The sequence below is a fragment of the Rhodococcus sp. NPDC059969 genome (genome assembly GCF_042738325.1).
Classification (GTDB): Bacteria; Actinomycetota; Actinomycetes; order Mycobacteriales; family Mycobacteriaceae; genus Rhodococcus_F.
The window spans coordinates 504,277-528,490 of record NZ_JBHWUF010000002.1; the positions used below are offsets into that span (position 1 = coordinate 504,277).

General features: G+C 63.3%; 21 protein-coding genes and 1 tRNA gene. 11 read left to right on the plus strand and 11 right to left on the minus strand.

Translation table 11 applies throughout. The features are described 5' to 3' along the window. Positions 1-173: 173 nt before the first annotated feature. On the plus strand, positions 174-1,808 hold the full coding sequence (locus ACFWAD_RS11365) for a fatty acyl-AMP ligase (RefSeq protein ID WP_378543676.1): 1,635 nt from the start codon (positions 174-176) through the stop codon (positions 1,806-1,808). Positions 1,809-1,811: 3 nt separating this feature from the next. Here the strand turns inward: ACFWAD_RS11365 and pth are convergent, their stop codons facing one another. Together pth and ACFWAD_RS11375 are read right to left on the minus strand one after the other, a co-directional pair. Further along, the gene (gene pth / locus ACFWAD_RS11370) at positions 1,812-2,384 is read right to left on the minus strand and encodes an aminoacyl-tRNA hydrolase (RefSeq protein ID WP_317554351.1); all 573 of its coding nucleotides are present in this window, start codon (positions 2,382-2,384) and stop codon (positions 1,812-1,814) included. Positions 2,385-2,492: 108 nt separating this feature from the next. Further along, positions 2,493-3,101, minus strand: coding sequence for a 50S ribosomal protein L25/general stress protein Ctc (locus tag ACFWAD_RS11375; RefSeq protein WP_230814263.1), 609 nt, complete (start codon positions 3,099-3,101; stop codon positions 2,493-2,495). A 290-nt stretch (positions 3,102-3,391) separates the two neighbouring features. On the opposite strand from ACFWAD_RS11375, the gene ACFWAD_RS11380 reads away from it, so the two are divergent. Beyond that, on the plus strand, positions 3,392-4,597 hold the full coding sequence (locus ACFWAD_RS11380; RefSeq protein ID WP_378543679.1) for a GAF domain-containing protein: 1,206 nt from the start codon (positions 3,392-3,394) through the stop codon (positions 4,595-4,597). Here the strand turns inward: ACFWAD_RS11380 and ACFWAD_RS11385 are convergent. Together ACFWAD_RS11385 and ACFWAD_RS11390 are read right to left on the minus strand one after the other, a co-directional pair. Then, positions 4,594-6,054, minus strand: coding sequence for an FAD-dependent oxidoreductase (locus ACFWAD_RS11385; protein ID WP_378543681.1), 1,461 nt, complete (start codon positions 6,052-6,054; stop codon positions 4,594-4,596). The genes ACFWAD_RS11380 and ACFWAD_RS11385 overlap by 4 nt on opposite strands. 82 nt (positions 6,055-6,136) lie before the next feature. Beyond that, positions 6,137-7,318, minus strand: a complete 1,182-nt coding sequence (locus tag ACFWAD_RS11390; protein WP_378543684.1) for an aminotransferase class V-fold PLP-dependent enzyme — start codon at positions 7,316-7,318, stop codon at positions 6,137-6,139. A 14-nt stretch (positions 7,319-7,332) separates the two neighbouring features. Here ACFWAD_RS11390 and ACFWAD_RS11395 point away from each other — a divergent pair, with 14 nt between their 5' ends. The 5 genes from ACFWAD_RS11395 (at position 7,333) to egtD (ending at position 12,929) form a co-directional block, all read left to right on the plus strand. Next, positions 7,333-8,607, plus strand: coding sequence for an APC family permease (locus ACFWAD_RS11395; RefSeq protein ID WP_378543688.1), 1,275 nt, complete (start codon positions 7,333-7,335; stop codon positions 8,605-8,607). A 78-nt stretch (positions 8,608-8,685) separates the two neighbouring features. After that, positions 8,686-9,909, plus strand: a complete 1,224-nt coding sequence (egtA, locus tag ACFWAD_RS11400; protein ID WP_378543691.1) for an ergothioneine biosynthesis glutamate--cysteine ligase EgtA — start codon at positions 8,686-8,688, stop codon at positions 9,907-9,909. Next, positions 9,906-11,213, plus strand: a complete 1,308-nt coding sequence (gene egtB, locus ACFWAD_RS11405) for an ergothioneine biosynthesis protein EgtB (protein ID WP_378543694.1) — start codon at positions 9,906-9,908, stop codon at positions 11,211-11,213. The genes egtA and egtB overlap by 4 nt, the downstream gene beginning before the upstream one ends. Position 11,214: 1 nt before the next feature. Continuing rightward, positions 11,215-11,961: an ergothioneine biosynthesis protein EgtC gene (gene egtC / locus ACFWAD_RS11410; protein ID WP_378543697.1), complete on the plus strand. Its 747-nt coding sequence runs from the start codon at positions 11,215-11,217 to the stop codon at positions 11,959-11,961. After that, on the plus strand, positions 11,958-12,929 hold the full coding sequence (gene egtD, locus ACFWAD_RS11415) for an L-histidine N(alpha)-methyltransferase (protein ID WP_378539482.1): 972 nt from the start codon (positions 11,958-11,960) through the stop codon (positions 12,927-12,929). Before egtC ends, egtD begins: the two co-directional genes overlap by 4 nt. Positions 12,930-12,941: 12 nt before the next feature. Here the strand turns inward: egtD and ACFWAD_RS11420 are convergent, their stop codons facing one another. After that, positions 12,942-13,286, minus strand: coding sequence for a DUF4288 domain-containing protein (locus ACFWAD_RS11420; RefSeq protein ID WP_378543700.1), 345 nt, complete (start codon positions 13,284-13,286; stop codon positions 12,942-12,944). Positions 13,287-13,381: 95 nt separating this feature from the next. Between ACFWAD_RS11420 and ACFWAD_RS11425 the strand changes: the two genes are divergently transcribed. Further along, the gene (locus ACFWAD_RS11425) at positions 13,382-14,923 is read left to right on the plus strand and encodes a DUF222 domain-containing protein (RefSeq protein ID WP_378543703.1); all 1,542 of its coding nucleotides are present in this window, start codon (positions 13,382-13,384) and stop codon (positions 14,921-14,923) included. Positions 14,924-15,030: 107 nt separating this feature from the next. After that, positions 15,031-16,236, plus strand: coding sequence for a PQQ-dependent sugar dehydrogenase (locus ACFWAD_RS11430; RefSeq protein WP_378543706.1), 1,206 nt, complete (start codon positions 15,031-15,033; stop codon positions 16,234-16,236). 3 nt (positions 16,237-16,239) lie between these two features. Here ACFWAD_RS11430 and ACFWAD_RS11435 read toward each other — a convergent pair whose 3' ends face one another. The 6 genes from ACFWAD_RS11435 to ACFWAD_RS11460 form a co-directional block, all read right to left on the minus strand. Further along, complete coding sequence (locus tag ACFWAD_RS11435; protein WP_378543709.1) at positions 16,240-17,127, minus strand: cyclase family protein; 888 nt, start codon at positions 17,125-17,127, stop codon at positions 16,240-16,242. Next, positions 17,127-18,707, minus strand: a complete 1,581-nt coding sequence (locus ACFWAD_RS11440) for an SLC13 family permease (protein ID WP_378543712.1) — start codon at positions 18,705-18,707, stop codon at positions 17,127-17,129. The genes ACFWAD_RS11435 and ACFWAD_RS11440 overlap by 1 nt, the downstream gene beginning before the upstream one ends. A gap of 79 nt (positions 18,708-18,786) precedes the next feature. Continuing rightward, positions 18,787-19,443, minus strand: coding sequence for a hypothetical protein (locus ACFWAD_RS11445; protein ID WP_378539486.1), 657 nt, complete (start codon positions 19,441-19,443; stop codon positions 18,787-18,789). Positions 19,444-19,682: 239 nt separating this feature from the next. Next, positions 19,683-20,663 carry a ribose-phosphate diphosphokinase gene (locus ACFWAD_RS11450; RefSeq protein ID WP_003946284.1) on the minus strand — a complete coding sequence of 327 codons (981 nt, stop codon included), beginning with the start codon at positions 20,661-20,663 and terminating at the stop codon, positions 19,683-19,685. Further along, on the minus strand, positions 20,660-22,150 hold the full coding sequence (gene glmU, locus ACFWAD_RS11455; RefSeq protein ID WP_378543715.1) for a bifunctional UDP-N-acetylglucosamine diphosphorylase/glucosamine-1-phosphate N-acetyltransferase GlmU: 1,491 nt from the start codon (positions 22,148-22,150) through the stop codon (positions 20,660-20,662). The genes ACFWAD_RS11450 and glmU overlap by 4 nt, the downstream gene beginning before the upstream one ends. A 90-nt stretch (positions 22,151-22,240) precedes the next feature. Beyond that, positions 22,241-22,311: transfer RNA gene (locus ACFWAD_RS11460), tRNA-Gln, on the minus strand. A gap of 154 nt (positions 22,312-22,465) precedes the next feature. Between ACFWAD_RS11460 and ACFWAD_RS11465 the strand changes: the two genes are divergently transcribed. Together ACFWAD_RS11465 and ACFWAD_RS11470 are read left to right on the plus strand one after the other, a co-directional pair. Then, positions 22,466-23,119, plus strand: coding sequence for a TetR/AcrR family transcriptional regulator (locus ACFWAD_RS11465; RefSeq protein WP_095972137.1), 654 nt, complete (start codon positions 22,466-22,468; stop codon positions 23,117-23,119). A 189-nt stretch (positions 23,120-23,308) separates the two neighbouring features. Continuing rightward, positions 23,309-23,950 (plus strand): ScbR family autoregulator-binding transcription factor, encoded by a 642-nt coding sequence (locus tag ACFWAD_RS11470; RefSeq protein WP_003946317.1) that lies wholly within the window; start codon positions 23,309-23,311, stop codon positions 23,948-23,950. The last annotated feature ends 264 nt before the right edge of the window (positions 23,951-24,214 follow it).

Below are 24,214 nucleotides of genomic sequence, written 5' to 3' on the forward strand. Positions count from 1 at the left end.
CGGCAGCACAACAGAGAAAGGATACTCGCAGACCACGATGCAATAACCACTGCGGCGTAACACTCGGCGAACGATCGCTGATTATCCAAGTATGTGTGTGTTCGAACACACAGCCATTTGTGTCCTGCGAAGAGTTGCACTGATCGAAGAGTGACACTGACCGAGGAGTTGCGTTGAGCAAGTTCACCGAAGAGATGTATGCGACCGCCGCAGTCACCGACCGCGGCCTGGTGACGGGAGAGCCCGACAACGCTTTCCGTCAGACCTGGGGCGACATCCACCAGGAGGCGCGGCGCATGGCCGGCGGCCTGGCCGAGGTCGGTATCGACCGTGGCGTTGCGATCGGCATTCTCGCTGGACAGCCCGTCGACATCGCGCCTGCCTGCCAGGCGACGTGGATGCGCGGTGCGTCGGTGACGATGCTGCATCAGCCGACCCCCCGAACGGATCTGGGTGTCTGGGCTCAGGACACCGAGACGGTGATCGACATGATCTCGGCAAAAGCCGTGATTCTGGGCGCGCCCTTCGATGCGGCCAAGCCGCTCCTCGAAGAGCGTGGCATCACCGTCGTGACGGTGGACGAGCTTCGTGGCGGAACGTCGATCGATCCCGTGGAGACGGTCGAATCGGATATCGCACTCCAGCAGTTGACGTCCGGTTCCACCGGTTCACCCAAGGCCGTGCAGATCACGCACGAGAACTTCTACACAAATGCCTACGCGATGATCAACCGCATCAAGTTCTCCATCGAAGACGACGTGATGGTGAGCTGGCTTCCGCTGTTCCACGACATGGGCATGGTCGGGTTCTTGACGGTTCCGATGCAGGTGGGCGCCGAGGTCATCAGCATCACGCCGATGGATTTCCTCCGCACCCCGGTGCTGTGGGCGGAACTGATGGGCAAATACGGCGGAACTGTCACGGCCGCACCGAACTTCGCATACTCCCTCTTGGCGCGTCGACTCGCACAGGCAGAGGACGGGGCGGTCGACCTGTCCAGCGTCCGGTACATGTGGAACGGTGCCGAGCCGGTGGATCCCGACACGATGGATGCCCTCGCCGAGGCCGGCGCGCGATTCGGTTTGAACCCGACTGCGCTGGCTCCCGTGTACGGAATGGCGGAAACCACCCTGGCGGTGTCGATTCCGGATCCCGATCAGGGCCAGGTTCTCGACTACGTCGATCCCGATTTCCTCGAGTCGATGTCTCGCGCGGTGCCGTCCAATCGTCCCAATGCGCGCGCCCTTGCGACGCTCGGAAAGATGGTGCCTGACCTCGAGGGACGCATCGTCGACCGTGACGGCCAGGTGCTGCCGGCCCGAGGCGTCGGAATCATCGAGGTTCGCGGCAAGGCAGTCACCCCCGGATATGTCACAGTCGACGGACACAAGCCGGCCCAGGACGCCGACGGTTGGCTCGACACCGGTGACGTCGGTTATTTCACCGAAGAAGGCCTGGTTGTGGTGTGCGGGCGAGTCAAGGACGTCATCATCATGGGCGGCCGGAACGTGTATCCGACCGACATCGAGCGGGCGGCCGGAAGCGTTGCCGGTGTGCGCCCGGGAAATGCAGTCGCCATTCGCCTGGATGCCGGCCAGAAGCGTGAGAGCTTTGCCGTCGCGGTCGAGACCAACGCTTTCGAGGATCCGGAAGAGGTCAAGCGCATCGAGCGCGAAGTGGTCCACGCCGTGGTCGCCGACGTCGGCGTGCGCCCTCGTGCCGTTGCGGTCCTTGGTCCCGGCAGTATCCCGAAGACGTCGTCGGGAAAGCTTCGCCGCGCCAATTCAGCTGCCCTGCTGGGTAACTGATTGTCAGTGCAGACGGTTCTGGGCTGCCTCGAGCCCGAGTTCGAGCAGTAGCTCCACTGCATCCGCAGCTTCTTCGCACACGAGATCGAGTTCTTTTCGCTCCGTGGACGAGAACGGCTTGAGAACGTAGTCCGCCGGGTCCATGCGGCCCGGCGGGCGACCGATCCCGACGCGCGTGCGCAGGTAGTCCTTGGTGGTCAACGAGCTCGAAATGGACCGGAGCCCGTTGTGGCCGCCTTCGCCGCCGCCGAGTTTGAGCCTGACGGTCCCGAAATCGAGATCCAGTTCGTCGTGGACGACGATGATGTTCGCGGCATCGACCGAGAAGAATCGTGCGAGACCGGCGACCGCGCCGCCCGAGAGATTCATGTACGAGCGCGGCTTTCCGAGGATCACGCGTCGGCCGGCGAGGCGACCTTCGACGATCTCGGCGCCACTCTTCTTGTGTACGTTGAACTTTCCGCCCATGCGTCCGGCAAGGGTGCCCGCGACCATGAAACCGACGTTGTGCCGGGTCTTCTCGTACTGCGGGCCGGGGTTGCCCAGGCCGATGACGAGGGCGGTATCTGTGCTCAACGGACGCTACTTTCTGGCTTGTTCTTTTTCCTGCTACGCGCGAACGGCGCGTCACTCCGAATCGGAATGACGCGCCGCGCGCAGTGAGTTCTGTAGGAACCGAGAGGATCAGGCCTCTTCTGCAGCCTCGTCGGCGGCGGGAGCTTCTGCGCCCTCTTCGAGGTCAGCCTCGGTCGGTGCAGCAACGACGTTGACGATCAGGGTGTCAGCGTCAGCCTGCAGGACGGAGCCGGTGGGCAGTTCGAGCTGGCTTGCGAGGATCTGGGTGCCGATTTCGAGGCCCTCGACCGAAACCTCGATCTGCTCGGGGATGTGGAGGGCGTCTGCCTCGATGGAGATGGTGGATGCATCCTGCGCGACCATGGTGCCTGCAGCAGCGTCACCGACGACTACGACGTGAACGTCGATGGTGACCTTCTCGCCCTTCTTGATGACGAGGAGGTCAGCGTGCTCGATGTAGCTGCGGATGGGGTGCACGACGACCGACTTGGTCAGTGCAACCTGCTCCGTGCCCTCGATGTCGAGGGTGAGGATGGCGTTGGTGCCCTGCGCGCGGAGGATGCGAGCGAAGTCGCGAGCCGGCACGTTGAGGTGGCGGGGATCTTCGCCGTGGCCGTACAGAACCGTGGGGACCTGGCCGTCGCGACGTGCGCGGCGAGCAGCGCCCTTGCCGAATTCGGTGCGGACGACGGCGACGAGGTTGTTTTCTTCAGACATGATGAAACGGCTCCTACAACTCACGGGGTTCGTGCTCGGTTTACTGACGTGTGGTTTTGCCTGCGAAAAGGGGGACAGGCGCGCACACGGCCAGGAGCGAAACGCTCGAGCTGAGCCGTAGCCGCGTCGATCACGGTAAACCTGCAACGTGTGGAACTGCTGCGATTCACCCTCGCCGAGACAACTTTGGATACGTTACCGGAGTTTGCTCGTCGCCGCTAATCGCAGGTGGCGGCGACCTGGCCGTGTGGACGTGGTTCGCGTCACATCGAAAGCGGTAGCCTGACGGAGTGACCACCCTGGGGAACGCTCCCGAAGGCAGTCGGCTCGGTGCCGTCGTGCCGGGTACCGATCTGTCGCAGCATGCTCGCCTACTCAGTCGGGTGCACGACGCAGTTCTCTCCGGGCAGGAACCACCGGCGCAGCCGCGGACCGTCGTGGCACGGTCGTGGTCGAGAGTGGCTGCGGGCGGGCTCACGCCGGATCACTGCGGCGCGTCTGCTGTCGCTGATTTCTCCGAGTTGGAGTCGAGGCGTTCGCGTACCGCACTGCGCTCGGTTCTGCCCGAGTTGCGAACCACTCTGACCGAGGTGGCCGAGGACGCGGGCTTCATCGTGGTCGTTGCCGACGCCGACGGTGTCCTGCTCTGGCGCGAGGGGTCGAAGGCGGTCAAGCGGGCGGCCGACGCACTCGGATTCGCAGAAGGTGCGCGATGGTCGGAGCAGTCGGTGGGTACCAATGCGATAGGTACCGCGCTGATCGAAGATTCTGCGGTGCAACTCTTCTCGGCCGAGCACTATGCGCCGACTCACCACAATTGGTCGTGTACCGGTTCACCCGTGCACGATCCGCGGACGGGCGAGATCCTGGGAGTGGTGGATATCAGTGGGTCCGCAGCCTCGGTGCATCCCACGACCGTCGCGCTGGTCCGCACCGCGGTTCGCCTCGCGGAGGCGACGCTGTGGCGCGAGCACGCAGCTCAGCTCGAGCGCCTTCGTTCGCGGGCAGCACCGTTGTTCGCGGCCGGGACCGGTCCGGCATTGGTGGTCGACGAGTTCGGTTGGGTGGCCGGCGCCAGCGGGATAGCCGCGCCCGACCGAGTTGCAGCGCCGAGCGCGGGAAAGCCCGTCATCGTGCCAGGGCTGGGGATGTGTCTGCCCGAGCCCCTCGGGGACGGCTGGCTGTTGCGCACCGGCGTCGGCGGGCCGGTGATCGAGCTGGAGCTGTCCCTCGGCGCATCGCCGCAGGTGACGGTGCGTGGTGACGCCAATTGGACGCGAGCGCTCTCCCCGCGGCACGCCCAGATCTTGAGGGCCCTGGCAGCGGTCGGTTCGGCGGGCGTGGACGCTGCAGGCCTGAGCGAAGTGCTCTTCGGTGATCGCGAGCATGTGGTGGCAGTGCGCGCCGAGGTGTCCAGACTGCGGAAACACCTCGGCGCGGTCCTGCAGACTCAGCCGTACCGCTTTGCCGACGGCGTGCGGGTCGTGGTGATCTAGCGCGCCGCGCTGATTCCGGCGCGTCGTCCGAAGAAGCTGCCGTCGCCGAGGCTGGTTCCGCTGGCGTAACCACCTGCGCACACACCGGAAGTGCACCGGCCCGCCGCGAACAATCCTGGAATCGGCACACCGGAGACGTGCAGGACCTCGGAGTCGACGGTGGTCTTCAACCCGCCGAGCGTGAATCCGCCGGTGCGTCCGCGCAGATCGATTGCCGCGAACGGGCCGACAATCGGCTTCACCCACTCGCCCTTCTTCCCCAGCACCGGGTCCGACCCTTCAGCCGCGTGCCGGTTGTAGAGGTCGACGGTCGATTGCACCGATCCGGCGGGCAACCCCATCTCGGCTTCGAGTTCCTCGACGGTTTCCGCCACCCAGCTCGGCTGCGCGCGCAACTGCGCACTGGACGACTCGGCATTCATGCCTTCCTCGTATGCAGCTTCGTCGATGACGAGGAATGCCTGGTTGTCCTGCTGGAACAGCGTTGCCTGGCCGATGCGGCCGGGGTAGGTGTCCTCGGGGATGTATCGCTGACCGCGGCCGTTGACAAGAATGCCGCGCACCATCAACTGCGGGTCGCAGAAGAACGCGACCTCGGTGGCGTCCATGTGCGCGGTGTCGGCGCCGAGTGCCTGACCGATCTGGATTGCGCGGCCGTCGTGCGCCTCGATGGAGGCCGCCGGGTGGCCGAAGATACGCGGTGCATTCGAGCGCACCATCTCGTTGTTGTACGCGAAGCTGCCCATCGCCAGCACGACGCCCTTGCGTGCGCGAATCGCGACGTCTTTGCCGTAACGCCTGGCGACGACGCCGACAACTCGATCGTCGTCTACCACCAGAGTTTGGACGCGTAGATCGTATTCTGCTCGGACACCGAGCTTTTCGGCCGTCTCGACGAGTGGCTTCATCAGCATGTAGCCACCGCCCTTCTCGCCGGTGTTCTTCTCGGACATCTGCGGAACGTGTCCGCGGGGCGCGGCATCGACGAGGGTGTTGAACGGCGCGGCGTTCTCGCCTCCCGAGTACATCAGGCCGTCGTCGTACGGCGGTTCCCAGCCGGGCTGACCCCAGAAGGACTCCTTGAACGGAACGCCGGCATCGACGAGCCAGTTGTAGTGATCGACACTGCCCTCGCAATACGCGTCGATCTTTGCGTCGTCGGTTCCGGGGCCGAGCGCTGCCTTCATGAACGTCTTCATGTTCTCGACCGAATCCTCGAACCCACACGCCTTCTGCAGCGGCGTTCCACCGCCCAGATAGATGAATCCACCCGCCAGCGAAGCTGCTCCACCCCAGCCGCCCGTTCGCTCCAGGACGAGAACCTCGGCGCCGGACCGCGCTGCTTCGATCGCAGCGGTGACGCCGGCGATGCCGTATCCCGCGACGACGACGTCGGCCTCGTAGTCCCAGGTGGTGATGTCGGCAGCGGAGATCGGTTTGACGGTGGGGTCGGCCATGCGAAGCGTCCTCTCGGAAGGCGAAACTACTGGTCACCACACAGTTGCAGTTTCGACTTCCGCAGATCAGGCATGGTCCCGGTCAACGGGAGGTTTGCAAACTCCTGACCGCGCCCAGAAATGTGTCCAGGTCGGCTTCGTCGACGAAGTAGTGCGGCGATGCGCGAACCACGGCGTCGAGTCCGCGGGCATCCATGTCGAGGAGTGTGGACCCGCGACCGCTGACGGTGACGGTGATGTTCTGTGCTGCAAGCTGATCCCGCACCAGGTGCTCGGAAATACCGTCGACGGTGAAGGAAACGATGCCGCTCAGATGGGTTCCTCGATCGCGGACTTCGACTCCGGAAATCGCTGCCAGACCTTCCCTCAATGCGCAGGCTCGGGATTCGATCTGCTCCCACACCGTGTCGGTGCCGATCGAGAGCAGATAGTCGGCGGCGACGCCGAGACCCAGGCGCGCAGCGACACTCGTTTCCCAGAGTTCGAATCGTGTTGCATCCGGCGCAGGAACGAAGCTGTTCTCGCTGGTCCATTCCGCTCCGTGCAGGTCCATTGCAGCGGGTTCGAGCGCGTCGACGAGTCCGGGGCGGACGTACAGGAATCCGGTTCCGCGTGGCCCGCGGAGCCACTTGCGGCCAGTGGCGCTGAGCGCGTCGACGCCGAGTTCGGTGACGTCGATGGGCAACTGGCCGACGGACTGGCACGCGTCGAGCAGGACGAGAGAGCCGTGGGCTCTGGCCAATTCGACTACCTCACGGACCGGGTTGATCAAGCCGCCGTTGGTGGGGACGTGTACGACGGAGACGAGTCGAACCCGATCGTCGAGCATGTTCTCGAGTGCCTCGAGGTCGATGCATCCGTACTGATCACTCGGAATGACCTCGACGCCGGCGCCGGTGGAACGCGCCCGCCCCAGAGCGGCGATTGCGTTGCTCGCGTATTCGACTCCGCTGATGAGGATTCGATCACCAGGTCCGAGTGGAACGGCAGCGTAGAAGTCGTTCCATGCGCGGGTTGCGCTGTCCGTCAACGCGATATCGGTTGCCTGGGCGCCGATGACCCGGGCCAGTGAATGCGGAACAGCAGCCAGTGCGCCGCTCTGGCGAGCAGCGGCGACGTACCCGCCGACGTCGGCTTCACGTCGCAGGTGCTCGATCATGGTGGTCAGCACCGGCTCGGGCGGGAGCGAGGATCCCGCGCTGTCGAGGAACACCTTGTCGAGGCATCCGGGAGTGTCGCGGCGGATCGTGTCGAGATCGAACATGGCACCTTCCGTTCATGTCGGTGTGGTTCAAACTACCTGTGAACGAAGCTGTCCCGATGGAGCGAAGACTGAGCACGGCCGACGCCGTGGTGATCGGCCTCGGCGCGATGATCGGCGCCGGAGTCTTCGTGGTGTTCGCGCCCGCTGCCGCCGTAGCGGGTACCGGGTTGCTGCTCGGCCTGGCGATCGCAGCGTTCGTCGCCTACTGCAATGCGACATCGTCGGCGCAGCTTGCGGCCAGATACCCCACTTCAGGTGGGACCTACGTCTACGGACGTGAGCAGCTCGGACCCTGGTGGGGGTTTGCCGCAGGCTGGTCGTTCGTGATCGGGAAGATCGCGAGTTGCGCGGCAATGGCTCTGACCTTCGCGACGTACGTTGCTCCTGCGGCCTGGCGTGTTCCCGCCGCCGCCCTGGTGGTCGTGGCCCTGGTGGCGGTCAACTACCGCGGAGTGACGCGTACGGCGCAGATGGCCAGGGCCATCGTCGCCGTGTCGACGACGGCATTGTGTGTAGCACTGGTGGTTGCCGTGGTGGGACCTGGTGCAGTGCGTGAGCTCCCGGACCTCGTGTTCGGGTCGTGGTACGGAATTCTGCAATCGGCGGGGCTGCTTTTCTTCGCCTTCGCCGGTTACGCCAGGATCGCGACGCTGGGGGAGGAAGTGCGTGATCCGCGCCGCACGATTCCGCGGGCGATTCTGATTGCACTCACCGCCGCGGTTGTGCTCTATGCGCTGGTAGCGGTGGTGCTGTTGGTGACGTTGGGGCCTGATCGGCTGGCGAATTCGGCGCGGCCCCTGGCCGATGCAGTGGGCGCAGCCGGGTGGAACTGGGCCGTTCCCGTGGTGGTGATCGGTGCCGCGGCGGCGTCGGCGGGGGCGCTGCTGGCTCTGATCGCCGGGGTGAGCCGCACTGCGATGGCAATGGCCCGCGAGAGTGATCTGCCCGTTGCTCTCGCTGCCGTCCATCCACGGTTCGCAGTCCCTCACCATGCCGAACTTGTGGTCGGAGCTGTTGTAATCGCTTTGGTTTCGACAACCGATCTTCGGGGCGTGATCGGCTTTTCGTCGTTCGGAGTGCTGCTCTACTACTTCGTCGCGAACGTGAGCGCGTACAGCCAGCGCGGAGTGGACCGGATGTATCCGAAGTGGCTGCAGGCAGTCGGGGCGGCCGGTTGTGTCGTTCTGGTGGCCACACTTCCGTGGATCGCGGTTGTTTCCGGGGTAGGTGTGGTTCTGGCCGGTTGTGGGTACCGGTGGATACGACTGAAGAAATTCAACGACACGTAACACCACAATGGGTGCATCTCGGACGTAGGCGTTCTATCGTCGGTAACGACCGCGAAGACCGCCCGAAGGGGAAGTCGAATGGTGACAGCAGCGTTGACAGCAGCACAGACCACGCAGGTGGATTCGCGTCCTGCGGCCGAGGCCTACGTCGGTGGTGTGTGCTTCAAACAGGGGCCACCCCGCTTGGTCGGAGCCGAGATCGAGTGGCTGACCAGGCAAGATCCCGGTGGGGAGCGGCCATCCGCCGCGACGCTGGCAAGAGCACTCGGGCGGCACGCACCCACCAGTATCGACCCGGATTCACCGGCGGTTCCGCTTCCTCGTGGCAGTCTCGTCACCGTAGAACCCGGCGGACAGATCGAACTCTCGTCCGCTCCGCGCACGTCCGCCCGCGAACTGTGTGACTGTCTCGACGAAGACCGTCGGACTCTCGAATCTCTTCTCGCGTCGTACTCGATCGAAATCAGTTCGGCTGCCGCCGACGTCGCCCGCCCCCCTTCCCGCATTCTCCGGTTGCCGCGTTACTGCGCAATGGAATCCCGCTTCGCCGGGATAGGCCCGTACGGCACCTTGATGATGTGCAATACCGCAGCAGTGCAGGTCAGTGTCGATGCCGGCGGGAGTCCGGAGTCGATCGCCCAGCGTTGGCGGCTCCTCGGGGACATGGGTCCCGCTCTGACCGCTGCGTTTGCGTGTTCTCCACGCTTGCAAGGGGTTCCGAGGGGAGATTGGGCTTCTCAACGCATGCGGACGTGGCTCGAACTCGATTCCTGGCGCACCGCAGCAATCCCGGAAGCGCAGGACTACGCAGCCTGGGCGCTCGACGTTCCGCTCATGTGTGTGCGAAACGAAGGCGATGATTGGACGGCTCCGCGTGGCGCGACGTTCGCGGACTGGATCGCCGGCGCCTTGGATGCCGAGATCGGACGTCGCCCCGTCTGGGCGGACTTGGACTATCACCTGTCCACGCTGTTCCCGCCGGTTCGCGCTGTCGGCCATCTGGAGGTTCGCTACATCGACGCACAACCGGGAGATTTGTGGCGAGTGCCGATAGCAGCGATCGACGCGTTGCTGTCCGGGCCAGCCGTGATGCGCGAGGCGAGTGATGCTGCAGCGTCGACGGCCGGGAGGTGGCGGGATGCGGCAGAGTACGGTTTGGACGACGTCGAACTGCGTTCGGCTGCAACATCTCTGATGTCGCTTGCCGCGTCCTACGCGCCGGAGCCACAGTTTGTCCGTCTTCTCGATGCCGCAGCCGAACGGTGTTGTCGCGCAATTGTGCCCGGTGAGAGCGACACATGACGGGGGAGATCACCAAGGAAGCGGTCGAGGCCGTACTTCTGCGAGCGCGTGAGCGGTCGACGCTGCTCACCGACTGCGTCGACGATACCGAATTGATCGCGCAGCATTCCCCGTTGATGAGTCCGCTGGTGTGGGACCTGGCGCACATCGGCAATCAAGAGGAACTCTGGCTGGTGCGCGATGTCGGTGGCCGCGATCCGGTGCGTAGCGACATAGACGAGCTGTACGACGCTTTCAAGCATTCGAGATCGTCGAGACCGACACTTCCCCTGCTCAACCCGGCCGAGGCGCGCGAATACGTACGTACGGTTCGCGGGAAGGTCTGGGATGTGCTCGAAGCCAGCACGTTCGGGCGCACAGAACTCGACGTGGACGGCTTTGCGTTCGGGATGATCGCGCAGCACGAACAGCAACACGCCGAGACCATGCTCGCGACACACCAATTACGTTCGGGGCCCGCGGCACTCGTTGCGACACCCGCTCCGCAAGCTGCCCGCATGCCGGAACTCGACGAGATCACCATCGCGGCCGGCTCCTTCGTCATGGGGACCGACGACGAGCCGTGGGCACTCGACAACGAGCGCACTGCACATCAGGTCTATCTCACCGATTTCGCAATCGACAGATTCCCGGTCACCAACGGGCAGTTCATCGAATTCATCGAGGACGGCGGCTATTCCCGACCGGAACTGTGGTCCCGTGACGGTTGGCGGCATCGCGTCGACGCGAAACTTCGTGCGCCTCTGTTCTGGGAACATGACAGTTCGGGTTGGTGGCACGAGACTTTCGGCGTCGAGGCTCCGGTCCCACCCGACAAGCCGGTTGTGCACGTGAGCTTCTACGAAGCCGAGGCCTACGCGTGCTGGGCAGGTAAACGGCTTCCCACCGAGGCGGAATGGGAAAAGGCCGCGCGGTGGGATCCGGAATCCGGGAGATCACGACGGTTCCCGTGGGGGGACGCGTCCGCCGACGAGAATCTTGCCAATCTCGGTCAGCGCCATCTCGGTCCAGCGGGCGTCGGCTCGTACCCGGCGGGTGCGTCGGCAGCAGGTGTCGAGCAGTTGATCGGCGACGTGTGGGAGTGGACCTCTTCGGGTTTCCATCCGTATCCGGGTTTCCGGGCCTTCCCCTACCGGGAGTATTCGGAGGTGTTCTTCGGCGGCGACTACAAGGTGTTGCGAGGGGGCTCGTTCGGGACCGACAGCGTTGCCTGCCGGGGGACGTTCCGCAACTGGGACCATCCGATCAGGCGCCAGATCTTCTCGGGTTTTCGCTGCGCCAGAACGATTTCGGGTAGATCCTGACATGTGTCGGCACCTCGGGTATCTCGGGCCGCCGCGTTCGGTTCGTGAACTCATCCACGACGGCGAGAACTCACTGATGCGACAGTCGTGGGCACCTCGCGAGATGCGTGGCGGCGGGACCATCAATGCCGACGGATTCGGCGCGGTGTGGTGGAACGACGGAAGGCAGGGGCGGTATCGCAGCATTTCGCCGATCTGGTCGGACCCGACCGTCGACGAGACGTTGTCCCACATCGTTTCCGGATCCGTTCTCGCCGCCGTCCGTTCCGCGACGGAGGGGATGGCCGTCGAGATCGGTGCCTGCGCACCGTTCGTCGACGGAACCTACGCTTTCAGCCACAACGGAGCGGTATCCGGTTGGCCTGGTTCACTTGCCGAATTGGCGGCAGAACTTCCGGCCGTCGAACTGCTGAAGATGCCCGCCCCGACGGATGCTGCCTTGTTGTGGACAGTGCTTCGGCATCGGTTGACCTCGAAGCCCGCGGAGGCCGCCGTGACGAGCCTCGTTCACGATGTGGCTGCGGCGGCACCGGATTCACGACTGAACCTCCTGTTCGGCGACGGGCAGGAACTGTGGGCCACGGCCTGGGGCCACACGTTGTACACGCGGGTCGACGAATCGCGGGCCCTGATCGTTTCCGAACCGTTCGATCGATCGCCGGACTGGGAGCAGGTGCCGGACCGGCACATCGTCTGCGCGCGTCCTGGCCACTTGATCATCACCCCGATACCGATGGGAGAACAATGAAAACCCCTACGCTCGAGGTTTATCTGACACCGGCCGAATCGGTCGACGCATTGCGAGCCGAGGCCAGGGAGGGTCTGACCGCTACGCCGAAGTGGCTCTCGCCCAAATGGTTTTACGACGCGCGTGGAAGTGAATTGTTCGAGGAGATCACGGCCTTGCCCGAGTATTACCCCACCCGTACCGAGCGCGGCCTGCTTACTCGGTACGCCGACGAGATCGCTGCGTTGACCGAACCTGAGATCCTGATCGAACTGGGTTCCGGTTCCTCGGAGAAGACGCGTTTGCTGCTCGATGCAATGACGGCTCGTGGAACTCTGCGAACGTATGTACCGCAGGATGTTTCGGTGACGGCGCTGGAAGGCGCGGCGCGGCAGGTCGGTGCCGAATTCCCCGGAATCGACGTGGTCGGGGTGGTCAGCGACTTCACCGGTTCGCTGCATCATCTACCCGGTGGTGGACGGCGGGCGCTCGCGTTTCTCGGTGGAACTCTCGGCAATCTCGTTCCGGCAGAACGCGCCGAGTTCCTCTCGGGCATTGCAGCCGTGCTCGATCCCGGTGAAAACCTGATCCTGGGCGTGGGATTGGTGATCGATCCTGCAGTCCTCGTGCCCGCATACGACGATGCTGCCGGTGTGACCGCGCAGTTCAATCTCAATGTTCTCTCGGTCCTGAACAAGCAACTGGGAGCGAACTTTCCCTTGGAGGACTTCCGTCACGTCGCGCTCTGGGATGCCGAGAACGAGTGGATCGAGATGCGGCTGGAAGCGCTTCGTGAACTCTCGGTCCGGATCGACGACCTGGATCTGGAGATCACCTTCGCAGCGGGCGAGCAGCTGCGAACTGAGATCTCGGCGAAGTTCACCGAGGACAGGATTGCTGCGGAGCTCGCGTCCGCGGGCTTCGGGGTACGGAAGGTGTGGACGGATGAGGATCAGCGCTTCGCGCTGTTGTGCGCGCAGCGGGCGTGAGGTGGGCGCACGTCAGAGGATGCTGTCTCCTCCCAAATGTGCCTCAAAAGTTCTGTAGGCGGCAATATTTGAGAAGTGTCGGGAGTAGAGATCTGCTGTGCCGGTCTGGACCTTGTCGGACACCGGGGCAAGATCCACGAGATGCGCGAGTTTTACATAGGACTGATCATCGCTCGCGCCGACCGGATACTCCTGCTCGCCGGCCTTGCGTTCGAATTTCGACTGCGCCTCAGCGGGGTCGCCAGCCCAGATGAGATAACAGTCCTCCCGGTAGAAGCACCCGTCCCCGTCATTCTTCCCCAACTCGAATATCGCTATGCCGAAGTACGGTTGATCTCGTGTCGGATGCTGAGTCATGCGATTGAACGTAGTGACATCGGAGCGCAAAGGGTATCGGTGAATACCCCGGGATTCCGCAAAACTTGTCGGTGGGTGCCCGTAGAATCGCTCATATGTTCGAATCGAAGACTTCCGCGGACGCGCTGTTTCGGCAGCATGCGGAAATCGCGCGCGCCCACTTCCTCGAGATCGACGCGGTCACTGCGCTGTACCTGGACCGTTGTGAGGAGGATGCCGCGGTTGGAGTCAATGAGGCTTTTCAGGGTCGATTCGCGCACGTGGAGATCGCGTCGATACTGAGCATTACGGAGTACGCCGCGCAGAAAATGATTGCACTGGGATGTGACCTGCGCTGGCGACTTCCGCGGGTGGCGGCCGCTTTTGCTTGCGGTGACATAGATCTGGCCAAAGCGACGGCACTGTCCGAAGCTCTCGCCAATGTTTCCGAGCACGTGCTCGATGAGATCGAGCGACTCCTAGTGGACGGTGCCTGCCGCGCAACCGGTAACAAGTTGAAGGCGCGCGCACGAGGTCTCATTGCTCGGCACGACCCTGATGGGGTGCGTGCCAGGCGAGTTCGTGCGGAGGCCGATCGGGACGTTCGGACGTGCGCGTCGCACGACGGTATGTCGACTCTGGACGGAATGCTTCCAGCGGTCGGCGCTCAGACTTTGGCCACCAGACTCCGTGCGATGTCGATGCAGGTGTGTGGTTTCGATCCGAGAACTTTCGGGCAACGTCGTGCCGATGCGCTGATCGCATTGGCGGAAGGAAAGACGTCGTTGGATTGTCAGTGCGACGGCGATTGCACCCGTCGGGATGACTCGAAGACCTCCGTGCTCCCGATTGCGACAATTCTTGTGGGTGTCAATGCTTCCACCGTGCTCGGATTCGACGACCTGCCAGGCTATTTGCAGGGGTACGGCCACATTGATGCTGACCTTGCGCGCGCGATCGCCGCGGACAGTACATGGCAGAGAGTCCTCACCCGCGCACCGTCCGAGGTGCAACGGTGTTCGAATGCCGGGACGGTTGGGCCCGTAATTGACGTGGGTCGGTCGATGCCCTCGCCGGCGGTCTTGCCCGCCGTGGCAAGGGGCCATCGCTCGACGCGGGACAATGGTTCTCGGCGCACCGAGTGCACTTACCGGCCGTCCGCAGCGTTGGCGAAGATTGTAAGGACGCGAGACGGCACGTGCCGCTTTCCGAATTGTGTTGTGCGTTCTGATAGTTGCGACATCGATCACACGGTGCCGTTCGATCACGGCAGCCCCGCCCAGGGAGGACCTACTGCGGAGCGGAACTTGGCCTGTCTGTGTCGAAAACATCACCGAATCAAGACGATTGGCAGGTGGTCGGTGAAGCAAATCGGAGGTGGTCATTTGGAGTGGGAAGACCCGTCAGGGCGTCGAGCGGCTACCGCGCCCGTCGGCCCGTTCTGCGACCCCGAACTGAGTGCCACCGATGCGGCGAGACTGAATTTCGTGGATGAGTATGCGCTGGAACGACGTTTCGGATTGCGGGACAGGGGAGTGGAAGCGGATCTCGAGTACCTCCTGGACTGGAATGTGCCCGGCTGGCGGAAGACACGATCTGCCTCGAGGCGGACCGCGTCCACATTGGCGAACGTTTTGCCGGAGATTGCAGACTTCTGAAGGGGTTTCGTTGCCCTATGGCCTGCAGGTATGCCGCGACGGCCCGAAAAATGGTGTTTGTCTGTTTATAGTGAGGCGCAGAACGGTTTCCGACCCGAGGAGAACGCGTGCGTCATCCGAAGCTCGCCGCATTGACCGTGGCCCTGACTGCAGTACTGGTGATGCCGGTAACGCAGAGCGTGGCTCAACCATTCCCCTTCGACCCCGGCAGTTTCGGCAACGGAAGTACAGGGTCGCTGGGCGGTGAAGACCCGGACATCCCCATCGAGAACACTCTCCCGCAGTTGTCGGTCACCACACTCGTCGACGGACTCGATCACCCCTGGGACGTCGCGGTGGCCCCGGACGGTGCAATCCTGACGGGACAACGATCCGGCGGATTCTTCGTTCGCCGAGGCGACAACACGACAGGTCCAGTCGCTGCTGACCTTTCGGATCTTTACGCGCAGTCCGAAACCGGCCTCATGGGCATCGCGCTTGCCCGCGACTTCGCTCAGTCGCGCACCTTGTACACCTGCCAGGGGTTCAGCGCTGGGGGAGTCACGGACGTTCGAGTGATCTCGTGGACCGTCGACGCCGGATGGACCGCGCTCACTAGAACCGGAACTGTGTTGCCAGGAATCCCGGTCTCGTCCGGGCGCCACGGGGGTTGCCGAATTCTTGCGGCCCAGGACGGAACGCTGTTCGTCGGGACAGGCGACACCGCGACGCCGAGCGTTCCGCAGGATCCGAATTCGCTGGGCGGCAAGGTCTTGCACATCAACACCGACGGAACTCCGGCGGCGGGAAATCCGAATGCAGGCAGCCCTGTCTACACGCTCGGGCACCGCAACGTCCAAGGTTTGGCCGTGCAAACCGGAACCGGCCGGGTGTACTCGGTTGAGCAGGGCACGAGCGTCGACGACGAAGTCAACCTGCTTACCCCCGGCGGAAACTACGGCTACCGTCCGGATCGTCTTCCCGGAACGTACGACGAATCCGTGCCGATGACAGATCCCGTGCGCGTGCCGGGAGCAATTGGGGCAGTGTGGCGTTCAGGTAGCTCCACGTTGGCTACCGCCAGCGCCGCCTTCACCGGCGGAGCCGCGTGGGGTGCCTGGGACGGTGCACTCGTGATGGGTGGTCTCAAGAGCAAGGAACTGATCTTTCTCCGCCTCAGTGCCGACGGCCGTTCGGTCGACGCTCAGACCTTCGGATTGGTGAACCAGTTCGGGCGCTTGCGCTCGGTGACTCCGACGGCGGACGGCTCGCTCCTGGTGACCACGGACAACGGAACAGGCGACAAGGTGCTGCGGGTGACACCCACGCCCTGATCTTCAGTAGCAGGCGATAACCCGGCACGGACCACCGGATCCGCCGGCATGCGTCGGCGCTCCCACCATCACGGTAGCGCCGACGGCTGGAAGTGCGGACAGGTTTGCAAGGGCTTCGACCGCGTACTTTCCTGAGCCCAAAGCGCTTCGGTGAGCCCCGTGGGTCGTGCTTCGGCCTGCGTCGATGCTGAGGGTGTCCGATCCCACGGCGACTATGTCGCGCTCGGACACCAAGAAGTCGATCGCCTCGGGATCGAACCCCGGTGTGTGTTGCACGCCGAGTGCATCTCGATTCGTGAAGGCCCCACCGGCACCGGCCCGGGTATCCCAGCCCGAGTTCATCGCCACCAGGCTGCGGGGAGCAATAGTCCCGTGGAGGGTCTCCCAGTCGAGGACGTCCTGGCGGGTGAGCAGTGTGTCCGGGTCGGCGGAGGCTCGGGCGCTGATATCGATGACCGCAATCGGCACGACGAGGTCGGCGACCGGAATCTTCTCGACGGTGATTCCGTCCGCACTGGCGTGTGCGGGCGCGTCGATGTGAGTGCCGGTGTGTTCCTCGAGGCGGAGTTCGTTGAGGTAGAAGTTTCCGCCGAAACCAGCGGACCCGAGCGAGCCCAGAGAGCCGCCGGCGTCGGCGATCTTCGCCAGGTTCCTCATCTCGAACGAGCGCGCGCCCGGCCACACCGGGAATTCGGGCGACAGCACGTGCGTCAGATCGACGATGGTCTGACCCGCCGGCGCTGCCGACGCAGTGGGCTGCACCGCGCCGGCCACGACGGTTGCGCCTAGCGCCGTAGTGCCAAGTGCCGCGAACATCGATCGTCGGCTGACCTTCCTGCCTTCTCGTCCGATCGATTCGTAGACCTCCGACAACACCTTCGGTGAGCACATCAGAAACTCCAGATCACTGGGATCAACACTGTGGCAACTACCAGGAACCACAACAACATCGGGAGCCCGAGCTTCCAGTAGTCGCCGAACTTGTACCCGCCAGGGCCCATCACCATCATGTTCGCGGGAGTGGCCACGGGCGTCAGGAAGGAGGCCGCGGCAGCGACGGTGACCGTCATCAGAAGAGGCAGCACCGAGATGTCGAGTTCGATGGCGACCGAGATGGCGATCGGCGTGATGATCAGCGCGGTCGCGGTGTTGCTGATCAGCTGACCCAGAGTCGCCGTCACGACAAAGAGTCCGGCCACAACGACATAGGGGCTTGCACCGCCGACGACGTCGACGAAGGCATGAGCGAGTTTTTCGGCTGCACCGGTCTGCTGGATCGCGGTCGAGAGCGGGATCATTCCGCCGACGAGAATCAACGTGGTCCACGAGATGGACCGATGCGCCTGCTCCACGCTGATGACTCGTAGCAGCACCATCGCACACGCAGCGAGGAGTCCGGCTATCGCCGACGGCACCAGTCCGAAGGTCAGCAACACGACCATCGCCGCGACGACGACGAGGGCGATGACCGCGCGGGTTCCCAACGGGGCTGCCTGCTTACGGATCTGGGCAGGCGCGTCGACCACGAGGACGTTCGGATCGACCGCGGTGTGGGTGTCGAGATCGTCCCAGCTTCCTTGTAGGAGAAGCGTGTCACCGGCCGCCAACTTGACGCCCTTGGGGCCGCAGTCCTCACCGGCGCGCTGGACTGCGAGTATCACCAGATCTCCGCTGTCGGTCACCATGCCCGGAAAAGCCCTGTCGCCGATCATTTCCGAGCGCGGCGGGATGATCACTTCGACCACGCCGTCGTGCTTGGTGATCAAGGGCTCTGCGGACGGCGCATCGTTTCCCATGAGCTGATACTGCTTCGCGAGGGTCTTGGCATGCCGGCTCAGGTCAGGCGACATCGACGTCCCCGCACGATGGGGGAGAACGTGAGGACCGAGGAGTACGGCGATCGCAATCGTTCCCAATACGAGCGGCGCACCGACCAATGTGAAACTGAAGAACCCGAAAGCACCGGCCCCGGATTCCTCGGCGGCTTCGGAAACGATGATGTTGACCGGTGTTCCGGTCAAGGTGAGCATCGATCCGGCATGGGCGGCAAATGCCAACGGGAGAAGCAGTTGTGACGTCGATTTGCCGAGACGAACCGCCAAGACGACCACCATCGGTACCAACGCTGCTACGGCCCCGTTGACGCTGATCAATGCGGTCAACGCGGCAACCAGCAACATGATCGCACTCACGAGACGGACTCGGGATTCGCCGACTTTCGCCAGCAGTTTCTCGCCCGCCCACGTGGTGACACCGGTGGCGTCGAGGGCTTCGCTGACGACAAAAAGCGCGGCGATGAACACCACCGTGGGATCGCCGAATCCGGCGAGCGCCTGCTCCATCGTGATCACACCGGTGGCGTACAGCGCCAGGGCAGTGCCGATCGCGATGATGCCGACCGGGATTCGGCCGATCACGAACAGCGCCACGACCAGTGCAAGCACGACAAAAGTGATGGTGATGTCATTCACGATTCGTAAAGGTACCTGCTCAGACAGAACGGCCCCGTCTCGCAAGCGAGACGGGGCCGTGGGATGGACGCGAGGAGAATTAGTTGGAGGCGGCGATGCGGGCCTTCTCGAGCGCGGCCAGCGTGCGAAGAACCGTGGCCTTCTGCTTGTTCAGATCGCTCAGTCGTGCGCGAGCCGGCAACCCTTGTGCGAGTTCGGCGACCTTGATCTGCTCGTCGATCGAACCGAGCTGATCAAGAAGCCCCAGAACGCGCGTCTGGAGCGTGTCGATGTCCACGGTGTCTGTCTTGACCGGAGCGGCAACGCGCGTCGCTGTGCCCGTGCTGGAGGGGCGAGAAGCCCGCGCGGGTGACGTGTCGGCGACAACCGTTGCGGCGCGGGGCCGAATCGCCTTGCGAACAGCGGCCGCATCGGGAAGGACGTCCATGCGGATCTCGTTCAGGACTCGGCGTGCCTCGCGTGCGTTGACGCGGTACTCGCGCTCTTCGTCGTCGTCGGACTGCAGCGTGCCGCCGAGCGGGCGCAGACCGTACATCCCGAGGAAGCGCTTGGCGTCGTCGATGATGCCTTCGTTTTCACGGCATTTTCCACAGCGAGGTTCGTTGCGGAACATGTCCACGGAGTTGTCGTCTCCGCACCAGACACAAGATCCTGGGCGCCACCGCCGGATCGTCGGAACTGATGAATTCAGGGAATGAGATTCGGGCCGGGATTCCAGGGTTTGCGCGTCGATCACGACGAGCCACACTAGGCGAAGATTGCGGCGCGGTGAACACCACCCCAACATCGACCTGGGTTTCTCGACGCGGGCGTGATCAAGATCATGCTCTTCATCGCATTTGCTGGTATTCGTGTGTCGCACAGGTGGTTTCATGATGACCGGGTGGTCTGTTTTCGTGGGGTTCGCGAAGACGACTACGGGCGCGTACCGGTGACCGTGAAGTCACAGGTACGCGCCCGTAGTGCAACGGAAGACTAGGCGCTGCCGTTGAACAGCGAAGTCACAGAACCGTTCTCGAAAACTTCCTTGATGGTGCGAGCCAGCAGCGGTGCGATGGACAGCACCGTCAGCGTCGGGAACTTCTTCGACTCGTCGATCGGAAGTGTATTGGTGACAACAACTTCCTTCGCGCCACACGTCGACAAACGCTCGGCCGCAGGGTCGGAGAGGACGCCGTGGGTTGCGGCGATGACGACGTCACCCGCACCGGCCTCCTTGAGCACCTTGACCGCGCCGGCGATGGTTCCGCCGGTGTCGATCATGTCGTCGATCAGGATGCAGGTGCGACCTTCGACCTCACCCACGACGCGGTTGGACTTGACCTGGTTGGGCACCAACGGATCGCGCGTCTTGTGAATGAACGCCAGCGGTGCTCCGCCGAGCGAGTCGGCCCACTTCTCGGCGACACGAACGCGGCCCGAGTCGGGGGAGACCACCGTGATGTTCTCGAGGTTGTATCCCGCGCGAATGTGGTTGGCCAACTGGCTGTGTGCGTGCATGTGATCGACGGGACCGTCGAAAAAGCCCTGGATCTGGTCGGTATGCAGGTCGACCGTGATGATGCGATCGGCGCCGGCGGTCTTGAGCAGGTCCGCGATCAGGCGAGCGGAGATCGGCTCGCGTCCGCGGTGCTTCTTGTCCTGGCGGGCGTACGGGTAGAACGGAAGAACGGCAGTGATGCGCTTCGCCGATCCACGCTTGAGCGCGTCGATCATGATGAGCTGCTCCATCACCCACGTGTTCAGCGGTGCCGGATGACTCTGCAGGACAAACGCGTCGGAGCCGCGAACCGACTCTTCGAATCGAACGAAGATCTCACCGTTCGCGAAGTCGCGCGCGGTCTGCGGGGTGACGCGGATGTCGAGTTCCTTCGCCACCTGCTCCGCCAACTCGGGATGTGCGCGACCCGAGAACAACATCAGGTTCTTCTGGTTGTCGATCCAATTCGCAGTCACTGGTTCATGCCATCCTTTTGTACTTGCCGGTCGATCTGGTGGTGATCTGTGCTGTCAGGTTGTGCAGCCGCTGCAGCGGCGTCGGCTGCAGGAGTTCCGGGTCGATTTTTCTGGACCCAACCCTCGATGTTGCGTTGCGCTCCACCCGAGACGGCAAGCGCCCCAGGCGGTACGTCGTTCTTCAAGACGGTGCCCGCACCCGTGTAAGCGCCGTCTCCCACGACGAGAGGGGCGACGAACATGGTGTCGGAGCCTGTTCGGACGTGCGACCCCACCACAGTACGGCTCTTGTTCACCCCGTCGTAATTGACGAAGACGCTCGAAGCTCCGATATTGCTGTGATGGCCGATGGTGGCGTCGCCGACGTAGGTAAGATGCGGAATCTTCGAATGCTCGCCGATGTCGGCGTTCTTGGTTTCCACGTAGGCGCCGATCTTGCCGTGTTCGCCGAGGCGAGTATTCGGCCGGAGGTAGGCGAACGGACCGACGGTTGCGTCCGCGCCGATCACGGAGTCGGTCCCGTGCGAGCGGACGACAGTCGCACGCTCCCCGACGCTGACGTTGTCCAAGGTGGTGTCAGGGCCGATCACGGCGTCTTCGCCCACCGACGTCGTGCCGGTCAACTGAACTCCGGGCAGGAGCGTCACGTCCTGTGCGATTCGCACGCCGCAATCGATCCACGTGCTCGCGGGATCGACGACGGTGACGCCGGCACGCATCCACGTCTCGAGGATCCGACGGTTCATCTCGCGGGCAAGTGTCGAGAGCTGCACGCGGTCGTTGGCGCCCGCGACGAGAACCGAATCCGCGATGTGCTGCGCACGAACACGCTTGCCTGCGCGGCGGGCGATCATGATCACATCGGTGAGATAGAACTCGTGCTGTGCGTTGTTGGAGTCGAGAGACGCCAGAGCGTCGCGCAGAGTCTCGAAGTCGAAGGCGTAGACACCTGAATTGACCTCGGTGATCGAGCGCTGCGAATCGGTGGCTTCCTTCTCCTCGACGATGGCGTTGACTTCGCCGTCCGTCGTACGAAGGATCCGTCCGTAGCCGGTGGGGTCGAGCGCCGTCGACGTCAGCACCGTTACTGCAGCCGCGGGAGCGGCAGTGTGCTGAGCGAGGAGGTCTGCGATTGTCTTGCCGTCGAGCAGCGGTACGTCGGCGGCTGTGACGAGTACGGTTCCGGCGAAGTCGGCAGGCAGTCCCTCGAGTCCGCAGCTGACGGCGTGCCCGGTGCCCTTCTGCTCGTCCTGAACGGCGACGGTGACGGGGCGGCCCAGTTCACCCGCGACTGCGCTGACCGCTTCGGTGACACGCTCACGATCGTGACCGACGACGGTCACCAGGTGCGTGGGGTTCAGTGAGGTTGCCGCGTGAAGCGAATGTGCCAGCATGCTGCGTCCGGCGAGAGTGTGGAGGACCTTGGGAGTCTTCGACTTCATTCGTGTACCGGCACCCGCTGCGAGAACGATCACGGCGGTCTGCACTGGTTTGAGCTCCCTCTGTCGATCAAGCTGTCGATCAAGCTGTCGATCACGACATGCATTTCCGCTCGGAAAACCCATGCTGTTCACCGGCTCCGCCGCCAGGACTCGAACCTGAACTATCTGAACCAAAATCAGAGGTGCTGCCATTACACCACGGCGGATTGCCACGCATTGCCGAGCCTTGCGGCCGAACGCGCGAAAGAATAATCGCATGCCGACCCGCCGTAGGTCGAACCGCTCCTCCGATTCGGCCCCCGAAGTCCCGATAGGCTGAGCGTCCACAGCAGTAATTTGTGTGTCGGCGAGAGGAAGACAATGGCGACGGTGTCCGGTTCGGGTGGCGGGGATCCAGTTCCCGAACGAGCGACACGGATCCGGATGACCGGTACCCAACGTCGGCAACAACTGATCGAGATAGGGCGGGCACTGTTCGCCGAACGGGGATACGAGGCGACCTCGATCGAGGAGATCGCCCAGCGAGCGAACGTGTCCAAGCCGGTCGTGTACGAGCACTTCGGCGGCAAGGAGGGGCTCTACGCCGTCGTAGTGGACCGGGAGATGTCGCGGCTTCTCGAAATGATCACGTCTTCGCTCTCACAGAATCGCTCGAGAGTTCGAGTCGAGCGGGTTGCGTTGGCTTTGCTCACCTACGTGGAAGAGCACACTGACGGATTTCGGATCCTCGTGCGTGATTCGTCCGTTGTCGCTCCGAGTGGGACGTATTCGAGCTTGCTCAACGACGCGATCAGTCAGGTGGGCTACCTGCTCGCTGGCGACTTCTCCAGACGCGGTTTCGACCCCGGACTAGCAACGATGTACGCCCAGGCGCTTGTCGGCATGGTGTCCACGACGGCTACGTGGTGGCTCGACGAACGGACTCCGTCCAAAGAAGTTGTCGCCGCTCACCTCGTGAATTTGTGTTGGAATGGCCTGACGAATCTGGAAGCCGACCCACAATTGGAGGGTTAACCAGGCGCGCCTGCCACGCAGAGATGGATCGCGGTCTAAGCTGTGTTCGCTGTATCACGATCGTTTGATGGGCAAATGTCTCATTTGTTTGCAGGGTGGGTTGAATGCCGAACCGTGCCTTCCATTTTGACGCTGTGAACGGGTAAGACCAAGGATTCGTTCGATGTGTGGTGATTGGAGGCCGGATCGATGGTGAGGCAAGAGCGGGCAGAAGCCACCCGTGATTCGGTGCTGCGCGGAGCAGCGGGGGTGTTCCTACGCCTGGGCTATGCCAATGCCAGCTTGAGCGAGATCATCGCCGAATCACAGGTGACCAAAGGCGCCCTGTACTTCCATTTCGGGTCCAAGGAAGAACTCGCGCGGGCGGTGATCGACGAGGGTTCGGCACGTTTCGACGCGAAATGCGAACTCTGGTTGGACCGTCGCACTCCCGCACTCGAGTCGTTGATCGGTATTTCGTCCGTCATCGTCGACATCGGTGCGCACGACGCCATGGTTCGTGCGACTTTCCGCTTGTTGGTCGAGATCGGGGACTATCGGGGATCCGGGCCGGCAACGCTGGATGTCTGGCTCGACATTTACCGCGAACTTGCCAGCCGTGCGGCCGACGAAGGTGATCTGCGTTCGGACGCGGATTCTGCCGATATCGCGCGCTTCCTGTTGGAAGTGGCGTCCGGAGTTCGGCTGATGGCAGCGGCGACCGGGACTGTTCGTGAGCTTTCGGACTCCATGAAGGCATCGTGGAACCTGATACTTCCGATCGTGGTCCCGGAATCCAAAGTGGAGTATTTCAGACAATTCGCAGCTAGGCGTCTCGCCAGCGATCACTGAAAGCCCTGGATCTCCGCGCAGCTCATTGGTGAATTTGTTGCAAATGTCCTGGTAGGGAGATTGTTCTCTTTGTTCTGCATTCGAAACAAACTGAGAGTATGTTTATAGTGTTGAAGGGAATCTGGAGGTCCGATCTTGCCGACAATCTTCGGATTGCGGTATGTTCTACCGGTAGCTGAAGAATTGCTGAGTCTGCAGGTTTGTCAGGGCAGGGTGACGGCGTCGACGCACCGGGCAGCATAGGGGGCTGCCCGGCGTGTACGA

Bases quoted from the DNA above. Each gene is read 5' to 3' on its own strand.
- ACFWAD_RS11375 (WP_230814263.1), bottom strand. From the start codon at position 3,101: ATGTCTGAAGAAAACAACCTCGTCGCCGTCGTCCGCACCGAATTCGGC.
- ACFWAD_RS11385 (WP_378543681.1), bottom strand. From the start codon at position 6,054: ATGGCCGACCCCACCGTCAAACCGATCTCCGCTGCCGACATCACCACC.
- ACFWAD_RS11390 (WP_378543684.1), bottom strand. From the start codon at position 7,318: ATGTTCGATCTCGACACGATCCGCCGCGACACTCCCGGATGCCTCGAC.
- ACFWAD_RS11395 (WP_378543688.1), top strand. From the start codon at position 7,333: ATGTCGGTGTGGTTCAAACTACCTGTGAACGAAGCTGTCCCGATGGAG.
- egtA (WP_378543691.1), top strand. From the start codon at position 8,686: ATGGTGACAGCAGCGTTGACAGCAGCACAGACCACGCAGGTGGATTCG.
- egtB (WP_378543694.1), top strand. From the start codon at position 9,906: ATGACGGGGGAGATCACCAAGGAAGCGGTCGAGGCCGTACTTCTGCGA.
- egtC (WP_378543697.1), top strand. From the start codon at position 11,215: ATGTGTCGGCACCTCGGGTATCTCGGGCCGCCGCGTTCGGTTCGTGAA.
- egtD (WP_378539482.1), top strand. From the start codon at position 11,958: ATGAAAACCCCTACGCTCGAGGTTTATCTGACACCGGCCGAATCGGTC.
- ACFWAD_RS11420 (WP_378543700.1), bottom strand. From the start codon at position 13,286: ATGACTCAGCATCCGACACGAGATCAACCGTACTTCGGCATAGCGATA.
- ACFWAD_RS11425 (WP_378543703.1), top strand. From the start codon at position 13,382: ATGTTCGAATCGAAGACTTCCGCGGACGCGCTGTTTCGGCAGCATGCG.
- ACFWAD_RS11435 (WP_378543709.1), bottom strand. From the start codon at position 17,127: ATGTGCTCACCGAAGGTGTTGTCGGAGGTCTACGAATCGATCGGACGA.
- ACFWAD_RS11465 (WP_095972137.1), top strand. From the start codon at position 22,466: ATGGCGACGGTGTCCGGTTCGGGTGGCGGGGATCCAGTTCCCGAACGA.
- ACFWAD_RS11470 (WP_003946317.1), top strand. From the start codon at position 23,309: ATGGTGAGGCAAGAGCGGGCAGAAGCCACCCGTGATTCGGTGCTGCGC.